Source organism: Marinospirillum perlucidum (genome assembly GCF_003336805.1).
Classification (GTDB): domain Bacteria; phylum Pseudomonadota; class Gammaproteobacteria; order Pseudomonadales; family Halomonadaceae; genus Marinospirillum; species Marinospirillum perlucidum.
The window spans coordinates 1-16,142 of record NZ_QFWJ01000006.1; the positions used below are offsets into that span (position 1 = coordinate 1).

At 54.6% G+C, this 16,142-nt stretch carries 14 protein-coding genes; 5 read left to right on the forward strand and 9 right to left on the reverse strand.

Annotated features, from left to right (window positions below; translation table 11 throughout):
* Window positions 1–123: 123 nt before the first annotated feature.
* Both pssA and ilvC read right to left on the reverse strand, forming a co-directional pair.
* A complete protein-coding gene (gene pssA, locus DFK18_RS09005) occupies window positions 124–1,017 on the reverse strand; it encodes a CDP-diacylglycerol--serine O-phosphatidyltransferase (RefSeq protein ID WP_114417935.1) in 894 nt (297 codons plus the stop codon).
* Between the two features lie 126 nt (window positions 1,018–1,143).
* The gene (gene ilvC / locus DFK18_RS09010) at window positions 1,144–2,160 is read right to left on the reverse strand and encodes a ketol-acid reductoisomerase (RefSeq protein WP_114418064.1); all 1,017 of its coding nucleotides are present in this window, start codon (window positions 2,158–2,160) and stop codon (window positions 1,144–1,146) included.
* Between the two features lie 125 nt (window positions 2,161–2,285).
* On the opposite strand from ilvC, the gene ilvY reads away from it, so the two are divergent.
* Window positions 2,286–3,170, forward strand: coding sequence for an HTH-type transcriptional activator IlvY (ilvY, locus tag DFK18_RS09015; protein ID WP_114417936.1), 885 nt, complete (start codon window positions 2,286–2,288; stop codon window positions 3,168–3,170).
* Between the two features lie 74 nt (window positions 3,171–3,244).
* Here ilvY and ilvN read toward each other — a convergent pair whose 3' ends face one another.
* The 5 genes from ilvN to rluD form a co-directional block, all read right to left on the reverse strand.
* Window positions 3,245–3,736 (reverse strand): acetolactate synthase small subunit, encoded by a 492-nt coding sequence (ilvN, locus tag DFK18_RS09020; protein WP_114417937.1) that lies wholly within the window; start codon window positions 3,734–3,736, stop codon window positions 3,245–3,247.
* Between the two features lie 2 nt (window positions 3,737–3,738).
* Window positions 3,739–5,460: an acetolactate synthase 3 large subunit gene (locus DFK18_RS09025; protein ID WP_114417938.1), complete on the reverse strand. Its 1,722-nt coding sequence runs from the start codon at window positions 5,458–5,460 to the stop codon at window positions 3,739–3,741.
* A 401-nt stretch (window positions 5,461–5,861) separates the two neighbouring features.
* On the reverse strand, window positions 5,862–8,441 hold the full coding sequence (gene clpB / locus DFK18_RS09030; RefSeq protein WP_114417939.1) for an ATP-dependent chaperone ClpB: 2,580 nt from the start codon (window positions 8,439–8,441) through the stop codon (window positions 5,862–5,864).
* 317 nt (window positions 8,442–8,758) lie between these two features.
* Window positions 8,759–9,511 (reverse strand): peptidoglycan editing factor PgeF, encoded by a 753-nt coding sequence (pgeF, locus tag DFK18_RS09035; RefSeq protein ID WP_114417940.1) that lies wholly within the window; start codon window positions 9,509–9,511, stop codon window positions 8,759–8,761.
* A complete protein-coding gene (gene rluD, locus DFK18_RS09040; RefSeq protein WP_114417941.1) occupies window positions 9,508–10,470 on the reverse strand; it encodes a 23S rRNA pseudouridine(1911/1915/1917) synthase RluD in 963 nt (320 codons plus the stop codon). The genes pgeF and rluD overlap by 4 nt, the downstream gene beginning before the upstream one ends.
* A gap of 182 nt (window positions 10,471–10,652) precedes the next feature.
* On the opposite strand from rluD, the gene DFK18_RS09045 reads away from it, so the two are divergent.
* The 3 genes from DFK18_RS09045 to DFK18_RS09055 all read left to right on the forward strand — a co-directional run bounded on the left by DFK18_RS09045 (window position 10,653) and on the right by DFK18_RS09055 (window position 12,775).
* Window positions 10,653–11,507, forward strand: coding sequence for an outer membrane protein assembly factor BamD (locus DFK18_RS09045; RefSeq protein ID WP_114417942.1), 855 nt, complete (start codon window positions 10,653–10,655; stop codon window positions 11,505–11,507).
* Window positions 11,508–11,767: 260 nt separating this feature from the next.
* Entirely contained in the window at window positions 11,768–12,238 is a 471-nt protein-coding gene (locus tag DFK18_RS09050) for a cyclophilin-like fold protein (RefSeq protein WP_218563931.1), read from the forward strand.
* A 117-nt stretch (window positions 12,239–12,355) separates the two neighbouring features.
* A complete protein-coding gene (locus DFK18_RS09055; RefSeq protein ID WP_114417943.1) occupies window positions 12,356–12,775 on the forward strand; it encodes a (R)-mandelonitrile lyase in 420 nt (139 codons plus the stop codon).
* A 26-nt stretch (window positions 12,776–12,801) separates the two neighbouring features.
* On the opposite strand, the gene DFK18_RS09060 is transcribed toward DFK18_RS09055, so the two are convergent.
* Window positions 12,802–14,424, reverse strand: coding sequence for an NAD+ synthase (locus DFK18_RS09060; RefSeq protein WP_114417944.1), 1,623 nt, complete (start codon window positions 14,422–14,424; stop codon window positions 12,802–12,804).
* A gap of 97 nt (window positions 14,425–14,521) precedes the next feature.
* Here DFK18_RS09060 and DFK18_RS09065 point away from each other — a divergent pair, with 97 nt between their 5' ends.
* Window positions 14,522–14,773: a PP0621 family protein gene (locus DFK18_RS09065; protein WP_114417945.1), complete on the forward strand. Its 252-nt coding sequence runs from the start codon at window positions 14,522–14,524 to the stop codon at window positions 14,771–14,773.
* 140 nt (window positions 14,774–14,913) lie between these two features.
* Here the strand turns inward: DFK18_RS09065 and thiO are convergent, their stop codons facing one another.
* Window positions 14,914–16,014, reverse strand: a complete 1,101-nt coding sequence (gene thiO / locus DFK18_RS09070) for a glycine oxidase ThiO (RefSeq protein WP_114417946.1) — start codon at window positions 16,012–16,014, stop codon at window positions 14,914–14,916.
* Window positions 16,015–16,142 lie beyond the last annotated feature (128 nt).

Here is a 16,142-nt window from a genome sequence, read left to right on the forward strand (position 1 = left end):
AAAAACAACTTCTTGCAGACCTCTTGCCAGCTCCTCAACACCGGTCGAAACCGCTGCCTCCCCGACAAGAGAGGCGTATTATAGGCACTAATTTTTCAGATGCAAGGGGTTGGTGAAAAAAAATTACTTTTTCTCGCGCTTACTGTTTTTGCTGTCCAGAGTACGTTTGCGAAAGACGGCTCGCAGCGGTCCGGAAGCTCCATAAAGCAGGAAGAGGGTCAGCAGAATGATTGGTGGTTCAATGGAAATAATTGCTAATGCCAGCACGATGGCCAAGAGCACCATAAAGGGCACCCGGTTTTTAAGATCAATATCTTTAAAACTGTAATAGCGTACATTACTAACCATCAATACACCCAGGGAGGCGATCACTAAAGCCACCACAACCTGGCTGGCAAAAGCCTCAAATTCCAGGCCATGTAGCACCCAGACCAAACCTGCGACAATTGCTGCTGCCGAGGGACTGGGTAGGCCGACAAACCATTTTTTATCCACCGAACCGATTTGCACATTGAAACGGGCCAGGCGTAAAGCGGCTCCGGCCACATAGACAAAGGCAGTAATCCAGCCGAATTTACCCAAATCCTGCAGCATCCAGGTGAAAGCCACCAAGGCAGGAGCGACACCAAAGGACACCATATCGGCCAGACTGTCATATTCAGCACCAAAAGCACTCTGGGTATTGGTCATGCGAGCGACGCGTCCATCCAGACCATCCAGAAACATGGCGGTAAAGATAGCAATGGCTGCATAGCCAAAGTCACCGTTCATACCAGCAACAATGGCATAAAAGCCGGAAAAGAGTGCAGCCGTGGTAAACAGATTGGGGAGTAGATAGATACCGCGGTGGCGAACCCTTTTACCATCCACCTCATCTTCTTCCACGACTTCTTCGATAACGTCTCCCACCATACGGTGAGCCCGACGAGTCAACTCATCATCCTTGTTGGGCCTCTCGGAGTCAGCAGATTTCCGTGAATTGTTTGACTCTTGCGTTTCCTGCTCGTCAGAAGACATGTCTTACACCTTAATTTAGCAGCAATAATATTCAGACCTTCATTCTACACCCTCTGCAGCCAGCCGCTAAATTTCAGGCATAAAAAAAGCGCAGCTTCAGGCTGCGCTTTTTTTAACAGAGGCCGATTAGTTCTTTTCTTTGTCGACCAGCTTGTTGGCTGCAATCCAAGGCATCATTCCACGCAGCTTCTCACCCACTACTTCAATTTCGTGAGCTGCATTGTTGCGACGACGTGCAGTCATCGAAGGATAGTTGGCAGCACCTTCCTGGATAAACATCTTGGCGTATTCACCATCCTGAATACGCTTAAGAGCATTACGCATGGCTTCACGAGACTGCTCGTTGATAACTTCAGGGCCCGTCACATACTCACCATACTCAGCATTGTTGGAGATGGAGTAGTTCATGTTGGCGATACCGCCTTCGTACATGAGGTCAACGATCAGCTTCAGCTCGTGCAGACACTCGAAGTAAGCCATTTCAGGCGCATAACCTGCTTCAGTCAGGGTTTCAAAACCGGCTTTAACGAGTTCAACAGCACCACCACAGAGAACTGCTTGCTCACCAAAGAGGTCGGTTTCGGTTTCATCTTTGAAGGTCGTTTCGATGATACCGGAACGGCCGCCACCAACACCGCAGGCGTAAGACAGCGCCAGCTCTTTCGCTTTACCGGAAACATCCTGGAACATGGCGATCAGATCAGGAATACCGCCGCCACGAACAAACTCGGATCTTACAGTGTGACCCGGTGCTTTGGGGGCAACCATGATGACATCCAGGTCAGCGCGAGGAACGATCTGGTTGTAGTGGATAGCAAAACCGTGAGCAAAGGCCAGGGTTGCGCCCTTTTTCAGGTTGGGTTCAATTTCGTCCTGATAAAGAGCGGCCTGAAATTCGTCAGGAGTCAATACCATAACAACGTCTGCACCAGCTACCGCTTCTGGAACGCTAGCCACTTTCAGGCCAGCTGCTTCAGCCTTGGCCGCAGAAGAAGAGCCGGGACGCAGAGCAACCGTTACATCAACCCCGGAGTCTTTCAGGTTGTTCGCGTGAGCGTGACCCTGAGAACCATAACCAACGATGGTTACTTTTTTGCTCTGGATGATGGAAAGGTCGCAGTCTTTGTCGTAGTACACGGTCATTGCCATGGGAAAGTCTCCATTGAGAATAAAATAAGTGCTAATCAAGCAGTCCGTGCAGACTAAGGGATTTTACTTGTTGCGTAAAATGCTATATTTGCAACAGAGTATTGCACAGAGAGAAATATATGGATTTACGCCTGCTGCGCCAGTTTTTAACCCTGGCCGAAACCCTTCACTTCGCCAAGGCTAGCCATCTTTGCCATCTGAGCCCTTCTGCCCTTAGTCGTAGCATCAAGCAGTTGGAGGAAACTCTGGGTGTGCAACTGTTTATCCGTGACAACCGCCATGTAGAACTCACTGCAGAAGGGCGCGTCTTTCAGGATTATGCCCGGGATGCGCTCAGTCAGTGGGACAGCCTACGCAACACCCTCTTGTCCGAAGCCCAGGAGCTACAGGGTGAAATCAGCGTCTACTGTTCGGTGACTGCCAGCTACAGTTTTTTATATGACCTCTTGCGCCAGTTTCGTGGTCAGCATCCGCGCATCGAGATCAAATTGCATACCGGTGACCCTGCTGCTGCGGTCAGCCGTGTACTCAAGGGTGAAGAGGATCTGGCCATCGCCGCACGCCCGGAACAACTGCCCGCAGGTTTGGCTTTTCGCTCCATCGGTCTTTCGCCTCTGGTGTTTATTGCACCGGTGGGCGACCCAGCCATTTCTGCCTATCTGGAAGAAGGTGTGGAAGCGATTGACTGGTCGCGCATTCCCATGATCCTGTCGGAACGGGGACTGGCTCGTGATCGCATCGATCGCTGGTTCCGGCAAAAAGCCGTACAGCCCAATATCTATGCTCAGGTCAGTGGTAACGAGGCCATCGTCAGCATGGTAAGTCTAGGCCTGGGTGTCGGCGTAGTGCCCCAGATCGTACTGGACAACAGCCCTTTGGCGGATCGAGTTCGTCTGCTGGACGTCACACCCCGTCTGGCCGCTTATGATGTCGGGGTTTGTGTGCTGGAAAGAAAATTGCGCAGCCCCTTAATCCAGGCGTTCTGGTCGCAAATTCAGGTATAAAAAAACCTGCCGGCGAAAACCGGCAGGTTGGAGTCAACTCGTGCCATCCTGGGGTCATACCCGGACGAGGATGGCTAGAGGCTAAGCACCTTCTCACCCCGAGCAATACCGGAAACACCGGTTCTAACTACTTCCAGCAGCGTGTTGCTGCCCAGGGCATTAATAAAGGCGTCCAGCTTTTCCGCATCACCGGCCAACTGGATGGTGTAGATGCTGGGGGTAACGTCAATAATCTGACCCCGGAAGATTTCCGTGGTGCGTTTGACTTCAGCCCGTTGAGCACCCACTGCCTTGACCTTGGCCAACAGCATTTCCCGCTCGATATGCTGACCTTCAGTCAGATCGACCAGCTTGACCACATCGATCAGCTTGTTGAGCTGCTTGGTGATCTGCTCGATAACCCGGTCGTCCCCTACCGTGGTGACCGTCAGACGCGATAACGTCGGATCATCGGTTGGTGCCACGTTCAGGGTTTCGATATTAAAGTTGCGCTGAGAGAAAAGACCCACCACCCGCGACAGGGCACCGGCCTCGTTCTCCATCAGAACTGAGATGATGTGTCGCATGATCAAGTCCTCTCCGTTTTAGACAGCAGCATATCGCGCATGGAACCCTGAGGCACCTGCATGGGATAAACATGCTCGTGGGGATCAACATAGACATCGACAAAAACCAGCTGATCCTTCGAGGCAAAAGCCTTCTCCAGAGTCGCATCCAGTTCATCCGCCGTGTCCACCTTCATGGCTACATGGCCATAGGACTCAACCAGCTTCTGGAAATCAGGCAAGGATTGAACATAAGACTGAGCATGGCGCTTGTTATAGTTCAAATCCTGCCACTGGCGAACCATACCCAGGGACTGGTTGTTAAGGTTGATGATCTTGACCGGAATTCCATACTGAGCGCAGGTGGAGAGTTCCTGCATCATCATCTGGAAGCTACCTTCACCGGTAATCAACACGACTTCTTCCTGCGGCTTGTTCAGCTTGACGCCCATGGCTGCAGGCAGACCAAAGCCCATGGTGCCCAGACCACCGGAAGTGATCCAGTGATTGGGTTTGTCGAACTTGTAGTACTGGGCAGCAAACATCTGGTGCTGGCCCACATCAGTGACCACATAAGCCTTACCTTGAGTTGCCTTCCAGACGGCTTCAACCACCTGCTGAGGCTTCATCACCTCACCATCCTTGGCCTGCTCATAAAGACGGCCGGTACGACTGGCACGCCAGTCATCAATCTGTTTCCACCAGTCGCTCAGATCCGGAGTTTCTTCCTTGCTTTCGCCCAATAGCGCCAGCATTTCTTCCAGAACGCTCTTGGCCGTACCCACGATAGGCACGTCTACACGAACGGTCTTACCGATTGAGGAAGGGTCCACATCAACGTGCACGATCTTGGCTGTAGGACAGAACTTGGCCGTATTATTGGTGGCCCGGTCATCAAAACGAGCACCGATACACACCACCAGATCACTGTTGTGCATGGCCTGGTTGGCTTCAAAACTGCCGTGCATCCCCAGCCAGCCCAGGGATTGACGATCCGTTTGCGGGTAGGCACCGATCCCCATCAGTGACGTGGTCACCGGGATATTCAACTTTCTGGCCAACTGCTGGAAGAGCTCAGTGCTTTCACCCAGCACCAGTCCGCCACCACCAAAAAGAATGGGGCGTTTGGCTTTTTGCATCAACTCAACGGCCTTGCGAATCTGGCCGGTATGGCCACGACCCACAGGCGTGTAGGAACGCATCTTGACCTTCTTGGGATAGACGTACTCGTACTTTTCAGTCGGTGCGGTCATATCCTTGGGAATATCCACCACGACCGGACCGGGGCGGCCCGTGGTCGCAATGTAGAAGGCCTTTTTCAGCACCTGAGGAATATCCGAAGGGTGCTTGATCGAGAAACTGTGCTTAACGATAGGACGGGTCACACCAACGATGTCGGTTTCCTGAAAGGCATCCTCACCGATCAGGTGACTCATGACCTGACCACAGAGCACCACCATGGGGATGGAGTCCATATAGGCCGTGGCGATACCGGTCACCGCATTGGTCGCCCCCGGACCGGAAGTCACCAGAACCACACCCGGCTTGCCGGTTGCCCGGGCATAGCCATCGGCCATATGAGTGGCCGCCTGTTCGTGACGCACCAGTACGTGGTGCACCTTGTCCTGGCGGTGGATGGCGTCATAGATATGCAACGCAGCACCACCAGGATAACCATAAATATATTCAACACCTTCATCCGCCAGGAATCGGGTGATCATGTCTGCGCCTGAGAGTAATTCCACTTTCGTGAACCCCCTGAAACTGTTCGAGTGCAAGAAGCAGATCCAAGCTGCTTCGGTTAAGTTCCGGACGCACTGAGAACACTCGCCCGGAAAGCCCTTCAGCCGAGCTGAAAAGCACCTGATAGCTTGCCGTGTCTGGGCAATTGAGACCCGGGTGGGGGTCTGCACTCTTGTCGCACGGGTAGTATGCGATGGTTGGGCTTGACCTGACCAGAGGATATGCAGGTCTGGAAGTCCTTGATGGAGAGAGACTGGTTTCTTTACAGCCTGCTCATCACGCGGCAGTCGGGGGGTCGCCCCAAGGTTTCCACGCCCATTATCAGGAAGGGGCAAGACTCGTATAAAAGGCAGGATTTGTCAAGCAGCCTTCCCTGGCTTTTGACGCTTTTTCAGAAGACTTTTCAGGCTTTTGCCGAAAACACAGTGGTATCTTCCTGTGCATCCACCTGAATGGTCTGTCCGGGGACAAATTTACCCGCCAGAATTTCCTGAGCCAGGGGATTTTCCAGCATCCGTTGAACCGCTCTTTTCAGAGGACGGGCACCGTAAACCGGGTCATAACCCTGCTCGACCAGTTTCTGCATAAAGTCTTCGGATAGCTCCATATCCAGTTCCCGCTCAGCCAGACGCTCACGCAGGCGCTGCAGCTGGATATCGGCAATACCGCGAATCTGATCCTTGCGCAGCTGATGGAAGACCACCACCTCGTCAATCCGGTTAACCACCTCGGGACGGAAATGGGTGGCGACCACCTCCATCACCTGGGATTTCATGCTCTCGTATTCCTCACTGCTGCCCATACGCTGGATCAGGTCCGAGCCCAGGTTGGAGGTCATGACAATCACCGTATTCTTGAAGTCGACGGTGCGGCCCTGGCCATCAGTCAGGCGGCCATCTTCCAGCACCTGCAGCAGGATGTTGAACACATCCGGATGCGCTTTCTCCACTTCATCCAGCAAAAGTACTGAATAGGGACGACGACGAACCGCCTCGGTCAGATAACCACCGGATTCATAACCCACGTAACCGGGAGGTGCACCGATCAGGCGAGCCACTGAATGCTTCTCCATGAACTCACTCATGTCGATGCGAACCATGGCTTCTTCGGTATCAAACAAATACCGAGCCAGGGTCTTACACAGCTCGGTTTTACCCACACCGGTCGGCCCCAAAAAGAGGAAGGAACCGCTAGGCCGGTAAGGATCGGCCAGGCCGGCACGTGAACGCCGTACGGCATTGGCCACGGCCAACACCGCTTCATCCTGGCCGATCACGCTTTCGTGCAGGGCATCTTCCATTTTCAGCAGTTTTTCTTTTTCCGACTCCAGCATTTTGCTGACCGGAATACCCGTCCAGCGAGCCACAACCTCGGCAATTTCCTCGTCAGTGACCCGGTTACGCAATAGCTGGTGTTCCACGGCATCCAATTGATCAGCCATTTGCATGCTGCGCTCCAGATCGGGAATCACGCCATACTGGATTTCGGACATGCGCCCCAAATCGCCCTTACGGCGAGCTGCTTCCAGATCAATCCGCGCCTGCTCCAGTTGCTGCTTGATCTGCTGGGCCCCCTGAAGACTGGATTTTTCGGTTTTCCAGATTTCATCCAGATCGGCAAAACGCTTCTCCAGATCGGTGATCTGCTCTTCCAGCTGTTCCAGGCGTTTTTTAGACCCGGCATCGGTTTCCTTCTTCAAGGCTTCTTTTTCGATCTTCAACTGGATCAGACGGCGCTCCAGCTTATCCATTTCTTCGGGCTTGGAGTCAATTTCCATACGGATACGACTGGCAGCCTCATCCATCAAGTCGATAGCCTTGTCCGGCAACTGGCGATCGGAGATATAGCGGCTGGACAACTTGGCTGCGGCAATCACGGCGCTATCGGTAATCTCGACGCCGTGGTGGACTTCATAGCGTTCTTTCAGACCACGCAGAATGGCAATGGCATCCTCTTCACTGGGTTCATTGACCAGCACCTTCTGGAAGCGACGCTCCAGAGCGGCATCTTTTTCAATATACTGGCGGTATTCATCCAGGGTCGTCGCCCCCACACAGTGGAGTTCACCCCGGGCCAACGCGGGCTTGAGCATGTTACCGGCATCCATGGAGCCTTCACCCTTACCGGCACCCACCATGGTATGCAGCTCATCGATGAAGAGGATGACCTGCCCTTCTTCCTTGGCCAGCTCCTTGAGTACGCCTTTCAAACGTTCTTCAAATTCACCCCGGAATTTGGCCCCAGCAATCAGTGAACCCATATCCAGAGAAAGCACCCGCTTGTTTTTCAGACCTTCGGGCACTTCGCCATTTACGATCCGCTGCGCCAGACCTTCCACGATGGCGGTTTTACCTACACCCGGCTCACCGATCAGAACCGGGTTGTTCTTGGTGCGGCGCTGCAGGACCTGGATCGTGCGGCGGATTTCGTCATCACGACCAATCACCGGGTCCAGCTTGCCATCCAACGCCCGGGCCGTCAGATCGATGGTAAATTTTTCCAGCGCCTGGCGGCTCTCTTCAGCATTGGGGTCATCCACAGCTTCGCCACCGCGCACCTGGTCGATGGCAGCTTCCAGGCGTTCTTTTTTCAACCCGGCGGTGTTCAGAGCCTTGGCCGTGGCATCACCCAGATCCATAGCGGCCAGGAGAACCAACTCACTGGAAATGTACTGGTCACCACGCTGCTGGGCATCGCGATCCGCCAGGTTGAGAAGACGACCCATGGACTGGGAAACCTGCACGTTGCCATCATGCTGGCTAACGCTGGGCAGACTGTCCAACGCCTTGTTCAGTTCATTACGCAGCTTGGCGGGATCACTGCCTGCCTGCTTGATCAGGGGCTTGAGCGAGCTACCCTGCTGATCCAGCAAGGCTAGCAGCAGGTGAATAGGGCTGATTTCATTATGATTCTGGCCGACCGCCATGGATTGGGCATCGGCAAAGGCATTTTGCATTTTACTGGTCAGGCGATCGATACGCATGAAGCTAACCTCTTGGAAAAATAAATACGGGTAGAGTCAACTGTGGCTGGAGAAATCAGTCAGCCGGTCATTCAGCGACTGGTCATCTCGCTACTCTACTGGGATTAACTGTTAAATGGGGAGCGGGACAGCCCGATTCAAGGGTTCCAAGAAGAAAAATGACCGTTTTTTTGATATCGGTCACACTTAAAAAATAAAATGCAGATAAAGGACAAGCCACCCAAAGACCAGAGCTGCCTTGAAAGCAGCAGCACTGCAAGATGCATCTCTGGTCACCTAAATAAACCTGGGCCCGCTTATTTGGAATTGTGTCCCAGCTAGCTTTCCAGCCAAATCACACTGGCCATCCGCCCGGTCTGACCATCACGACGGTAGGAATAAAAACGCTCGCGATCCGAGAGGGTGCAGAAATTGCCTCCAAAGACCTGCTCTACCCCTACGTTTTCCAAACGCTGGCGAGCCAAACGATAGAGATCCGCCATATAGTGTTTGAGGCGAAAAGGGCTGGGAACAAAAGCCGCAGCGGCTTCGGGATGACCTTCGAGGAAAGCCTGACGCACCTCGGGGCCGACTTCAAATACGCGGGCACCGATAGCCGGGCCCAGCCATACCAGCAAATCTTCCGGGGCAACGCCCAGAGCCTTGACCGTGTTTTCCAACACTCCGTCTGCCAGGCCGCGCCAGCCTGCATGGGCAACAGCAACACGGGTTCCCTGACGATCACAGAAGAAAACCGGCAGGCAATCGGCGGTCAAGACCACACAGGCATAGTCTCCGCTGGTGGCCAGGGCCGCATCAGCCTCGGCTCCGGGTTGAAAATTTGTGAGCACCTGGGTGCCATGCACCTGTTTGAGCCAATTCAGCGGGCGGTTACCCGTTTCATGCAGCAACTGCCTGCGGCAAGCCGCCACCTGATCGGGATCATCACCCACCGAAGCGGCCGGATTAAAATGGGCAAAAGCGCCCTCGCTAGGCCCGGTTTCACGAGTCGTCACCCAGGCCTTAACTCTTTCCGGGGCAGGCCATTGCGGATACAGCAATGTCAGTTGATCACTTGAGGCATCATTCATTTGGCTTCTCGCATGTCTTCGTCGAGGAGGGTCAGCAGTAGCTGCATATCTTCAGGCAAAGGCACCTGCCAACTCAAGGTTTCCCCGGAAAGCGGATGCACCAGGGTCAGGCTGCGGGCATGCAGGGCCTGGCGGGGGAAGGCGCGCAGAAACTCCTTGAGTTCTTCACTGGCTCCGGCGGGCAGCTTCAGACGCCCTCCATAGACAGGGTCACCAACTAACGGGTGACGCAGGTGAGCCAGGTGTACCCTGATCTGGTGGGTGCGGCCTGTCTCCAGCTTGCAACGCACATGGGTATGGGCGCGAAAACGTTGAACCACGCGGTAATGCGTCACGGCCGGTTTGCCACCGGAAACCACCACCGCCTGACGTTTGCGATCCTTGGGATGTCTCCCCAGAGGTGCATCTACCTTACCACCGCTGGTTAACACCCCCAGCGTAACCGCATCATACTCCCGCCCCATACTGCGATCCTGCAACTGGGCGACCAGGGCGGTCTGAGCCTGAAGGGTTTTGGCCACCACCATCAAGCCGGAAGTATCCTTGTCCAGACGATGCACGATTCCTGCTCGGGGCACCTCTTCCAATTGGGGGGCGTGATAAAGCACAGCATTCAGGAGGGTGCCATCGCTATGGCCTGCGGCAGGATGCACCACCATACCTGCGGGCTTGTTAATCACCAGCAGGGAGTCATCTTCAAAAACAACATCCAGCGCCAGATCCTGGGGGCGATCACTGACTTGCTGTTCTTGTTCAGCGCGCAGCAAAAGGCGATCACCGACCTGAACCTTATCCTTGGCTTTTCCCTGCAGGTCATTACGGGTCAACTGACCTTCCTTGAGCCATTGCTGCAATTTGGCTCTGGAAAAATCCGGAAAGAGTTCAGCAGCAGCCTGGTCCAGGCGCTTGCCGGCCAGGTCGGCAGGAACTTCCGCTTCTTGCTCAATTAGCTGGGTCATGGAATTACTTGTAAAATTAAAGGTCGGATTCACTCGAATTCAAGTGGTCTTTTCAGTATTCTACCACCGCATTCAACACTAGGGAGTTTCTGGTTTACGTGGTGAGCGCCGGTTAGTCAAGGCTCGCCCCTCCAGAAGCTTTCTGGACTCTGGCCCTAAAGTTCAGGAGCAAGAAAACCACCATGCCGGATTTTGCCCGCCTTCCAACCACCCTGACCCAGCTGCTGGTCGCCAGTCTGCTCATCTTGTTCCTGAGTGGCTGCGCCGGAAACCTCAGCAATGAAGAAAAAAGCGAAAGCCAGCTTTATCAGGAAGCCCAGGAAGCCATGGATGACAACCAGTTTTCCATCGCCATCGAACGCCTCCAGGCTCTGGAAACCCGCTTCCCCTTTGGTCAGTATGGTGATCAGGCGCAGTTGGAACTCATGTACGCCTATTACAAAACCACCCAATACGAAGCTGCGCGGGCCGTTGCCAACCGCTTTATTCGCCTGAACCCGGATCATCCACAAGTGGACTATGCCTATTATCTACGGGGCATGGCTGCCTGGGATGGGGGGCGTCATGCCCTGGAAGGCCTGGAACTGGCTGACATCTCCCAACGCGACCCAGGGTCAACGCGCGAAGCCTATGGTGATTTTCGCCGCCTGATCGAACGCTTTCCCGATAGCGACTATGCCCCGGACGCAGCCCAGCGCTTGCGCTATTTGAAGAATCTGCTCGCCGCCCAGGAAGTGCACATCGGCCGCTTCTACCTAAGACGTGGCGCTCCCATTGCCGCCATCAATCGCGGTCAGGAAGTACTCGAAGGCTATGCCGATACTCCCGCTGTACCCGATGCCCTGGCTGTCCTGGTTGAGGGCTACCTGCACCTGGACAACCAGGAAGAAGCCGAACGCCTCAAGCAATTACTGATCGAAATTGCGCCCCAACACCCACAACTGGGTAACAACCAGGCATTCATTCAGCTACACCCTACCGACCAGCCGGATAAAACCCTCTGGCAGCTGCTGACGTTTGATCTTCTCAACTTCTAAGCTCCTTTCAGGATCAGTCGTTGGTCAACCAGCGACTGATCGCCTTATCCATGAATTCCTTTCATACCACCAAGCAAGTCTAGCGGCTATATCTCCACTTTCTCCTCACCTAGAATGAAAATCCAGATGCAGCAATAGCTCTGCTTGCTAGCGATTGATTCAAATTCTTCACGCATCCTGCAGTAGCTTGCTGCAAAACGTTTTTTAAACGTCAACCGGCTCGCAGCAACTAGCCATTCAATCCTTGTATCGAGGCAGGCATGAACCCTTTTCGCAAGCGCTACGCTCCAGCCATCCTGATCAGCCTGACATGGATCACCCTGGCTGCAGCTTTTTCTTTTACGGCTTTTGCATCCGATCAACCCGAGGAGCCCCCAATGCCAACCCTATTGATGACCCTGGGTGAAACCCATCTACGCATTACCCTGGAAGACAACCCCACCACACGGGACCTTGTAAGCCAGCTGCCCCTGACACTGGAATTTGAAGACTTTCACGGCATCGAAAAAATCAGTTACCTGCCTCGCAAGCTGTCGACCGAAGGGGCTGCCCGGGGCTGGGACCCGCAAAAAGGCAGCCTGACCTACTATGCCCCCTGGGGTAATCTGGCGTTTTTCTATCAGGATTTCGATTATTCCACCGGTTTGATTCCCCTGGGTGAAGCAGAATCAGGACTGGAAGCCCTGGAGGCCAACGAGACTTTTACCGCCACCCTCACCCTGGTCGAGTAATCCCGGCCAAAAGCTGCTTCTCAATTCCGCTTCCCGTCCCGAGACCTCGACCTGGTGGCAGACGCCACCTGTCTCGGAATAGCACGCAACCTTGAGCCATCAAAAGTGGAGATCAACATGCAAGACAAGCAAACACTTCAAGTTCGCCCTCCCGAAGAACAGGAAAGTTTCACCGGGCCAGAGGACTACTTCACCGGCTCGGTCACGGTAAAGCTGCTGCACTCGGAACAGGCACCCTCACGCACCTCGGCCGGTTCGGTTACCTTTCAGCCGGGTGCCCGAACTGCCTGGCACCAGCACCCGCTGGGACAACTCTTGATCGTTACACAAGGCAAGGGCTGGTTGCAGCAAGAAGGCGGGAGCAAAAAACTGCTGCTACCAGGCGACAGCGCCTGGATTCCGCCTCATGTAAAACACTGGCATGGTGCCAGCGAGGATCAGAGCATGACCCACCTGGCCATTCAGGAAAGTCAGGATGCAACCAGCGTTACCTGGCTGGAAAAGGTTAGTGATGAAGACTACCAGGGCCAGTCCTGACCCTAAGCACCCCGAAACGCCCGGTATTAAAAAACCGGCCAGTGATTGACCAGCGGATAACGCCGGTCTTTGCCAAAGCCCCGGTAGGTGACCCGGGTACCGGGGGCGGCCTGGTAGCGTTTGTATTCATTACGATCCACCAGGCCGATCACCCTGCGAACATCTTCTTCGCTAAAACCTTCAGCCAGCAGGTCAGCAGCGGATTTATCCTGTTCGATATAACCTTCCAGGAGTTTATCCAGTACTGAGTAGGGGGGCAGGGAATCTTCATCCTTCTGGTCCGGGGCCAGTTCTGCTGAAGGCGGACGATCGATGACCCGCTGGGGAATCACTCGCCCCTGCTGGTTGCGCCAGTCAGCCAGTTGGAAGACCAGGGTCTTGTAGACATCTTTGATGGCATTGTAACCGCCGACCATATCGCCATAGAGGGTGCAGTAGCCCACCGCCACTTCACTCTTGTTGCCGGTGCTCAATACCATCAGCCCCAGCTTGTTGGACAAGGCCATCAAGAGGGTGCCACGGCAACGGGCCTGCAGATTTTCTTCGGTGGTATCCCGCTGGGTTCCGGCAAAGGTCTGCTCCAGTCCGGTCATAAAACTATCCACCATGGGTGCGATCGGATAAACCTGATAATCGATATCCAGCAGGCGGGCTTCCTCTTCAGCATCTTCCAAGCTCATGCTGGAGGTATAGTGGTAGGGCAGCATCACCCCCTGAACTCGATCCTTGCCCAGGGCATCCACGGCAATCGCAGCGGACAGCGCCGAGTCAATCCCGCCGGACATGCCCAGCACCACGCCTTTAAATCCGCTCTTGTTGACATAGTCACCCAGACCCAGCACCAAAGCCTGATAGAGATAAGCCAGGGGATCAGGCCAATTAGCCTGCTCACCGGCTTGCAGGCTGACACCTTGGGTTTCCTGCTGCAGTTCAACCAGCATACCGGCTTGCTTTAACGCCGGAGCCGCCACTTGCAGCTCACCCTGGGCATCCACGGCAAAGGAAGCTCCGTCGAAAAGGAGTTCATCCTGCCCGCCGACTAGGTTGCAATAGACCAGCGGCAATTTCAGAGGCTGACAGCGTTTACTGGCCAGTTCCACCCGCTGCCAGTGTTTATCCTGGTGCCAGGGCGAAGCATTGAGAACCAACAGGGCTTCGGCGCCAGCGGCCTGAGCCCGCTCTGCCGGTTGGGGGTGCCAGAGATCCTCGCAGATCATGATGCCCAGCTGTATGCCCTGAACCTTGATCACCAGGGATTCTTCACCCGGCGTAAAATAGCGTTTTTCATCAAAAACCTGATCATTGGGCAGGCATTGCTTGTGGTATTCGTGAGTCCAGCGCCCCTCTTGCAGCACCCCGGCAGCATTGTAGAGCTGACCGTCGCGTACCACCGGATAACCCACAACCAGGGTCATGTCGGTCACCTGAGCGGCCAGCACCGCCAACTGCTCCTGCACTCTTTGCTGCAGAGCGGGTCTAAGCAGAAGGTCTTCCGGGGGATAACCACTCAGGACCAGTTCGGGGGTCAAGAGCAGATCGGCTCCGGCTTCACGGGCGGCCTCTACCGCAGCCAGCAGTTGTTGGCAGTTACCGGCAAAGTCACCGACCCGAGGGTTGATTTGGGCTGAATAGATACGCAGGGTTGACAAGCTAAAGCTCCAGAAACGGGAAAACTGTTAGAATGGCGCTTATTTTGATAAAAGGGCAGTTAAATAGCAAAGACTTCCCTGCTTACGGAGAGACTGGATGAGCCTTCTTATTATTCGCCTGCTGGTGTTTGTTCTGGTTTTCTGGGCTGGCTGGCGACTCTGGCAGTACTGGCAGCAGGCCCGGCCATCAGAAAAAACGTCCGACAAGGACGACCCCGGCCCCAAGATGGTCAAATGCCAGGAATGCGGTGTCCATCTGCCTGCGGATGAGGCGATCCAATCCGGTGACCTCCACTTTTGCAGTATTGATCACCGGGATGCTTATCAGTCCTCGTCAGACAAGGACTAAGGAATCTCTGATTAACGTGATGAGCGCAGATCAGACAAGGCGAAATTGAACGAATAAGCGGAGTTTACAACAAGTAAATGAGCATTTTGAGATCAATTTCAACGAAGTATGAGCAAGCGCAATAGTTAATCCTAGGCTTCCTAAGAAGCTGCCATTCTTAAGCTAGGTGCATAGGGAGTCGGATCCAGTTGCGGCTCCTGCTGCAAAAGCTGGTCCGCCATCACCTGGGTGGCGGCCGGTGCCAAGACCAGGCCATTACGGAAGTGGCCGGCACTCATAAAGAGATTACGATAGCCTGGCACTTCACCCATGTAGGGAATTCCGTCCTGACTACCGGGACGCAAACCCGCCCAGTGGTGTTCGACCTCGCAGGTTTTTAGAGCAGGCAGCAGCTGGCAGGCGGTTTCCTTGAGGGAATAGAGCGCATCGTCCGTGGTATGGTGATCAAAACCGACATACTCTAGGGTTGATCCAGCCAGAATACGGCCATCCTTACGTGGAATCAGGTAGCGGCCATCCATCAAGACCACCCGCTGCAGCAGATCCGGATCGGCCCGGAAGACGATCATCTGACCGCGCACCGGCTTGATCGAGGTTTCCACACCCAGCTCCTGCATCAGGTTGCCGGACCAGGCCCCCGCACAAATAACGGTTTTGCGCGCCGAGAAGACCATTTGTCGTCCCTGAACACCCAGCACCTCGCCTTCCTCATGGAAAATCCGGGTCACCTCAGTGTCTTCCAGCAGACGAATTCGCTTGTTCTGCTGCACCGAAGCCCGCAAGGCCTGACCCAGACGCGGATTACGCACGCTGGCTACTTTGGGCATCCACAGGGCTTGATCAAACCCCGGAGCGACATCAGGTTCCTTTTCATACAGGAAGGCCGAATCCACCACCTCGACATTTCTGGACTCACGTGCCGCCCAGGCCAGGGCATCCTCCTGGTCAGCCACCCGCAGCATCAGCAACCCATGCGGCAGGAATTCCGGATCTATCCCGGTTTCTTCCAGCAATTCTTCAGCCAAACGGGGGTAAAAATCCTGGGCAAAGTTGGCCAGGGCGGTGACTTCAGGCGGGTAGCGCCAGGGATAAAGGGGCGAAACGATGCCTCCTCCGGCCCAGCTGGATTCCTGGGCACATTGCCGGCGTTCGATCAGGGTGACTTCGGCACCGGCTGCCGCCAGTTTGCGCGCCAGCATCATACCGATCACACCACCACCCACTAGAAGAAAATCGCTCATTCACCCCTTCCTCATGTTATAAACTGCCCGCTTAGCTGGCATACTTCGGCCTCTTGATCAGCGCCTGGCGCTCATCAGCAGCAGACCTAACCCACGGTTATTGCCATCTGGTTGATTGAATCCACAAG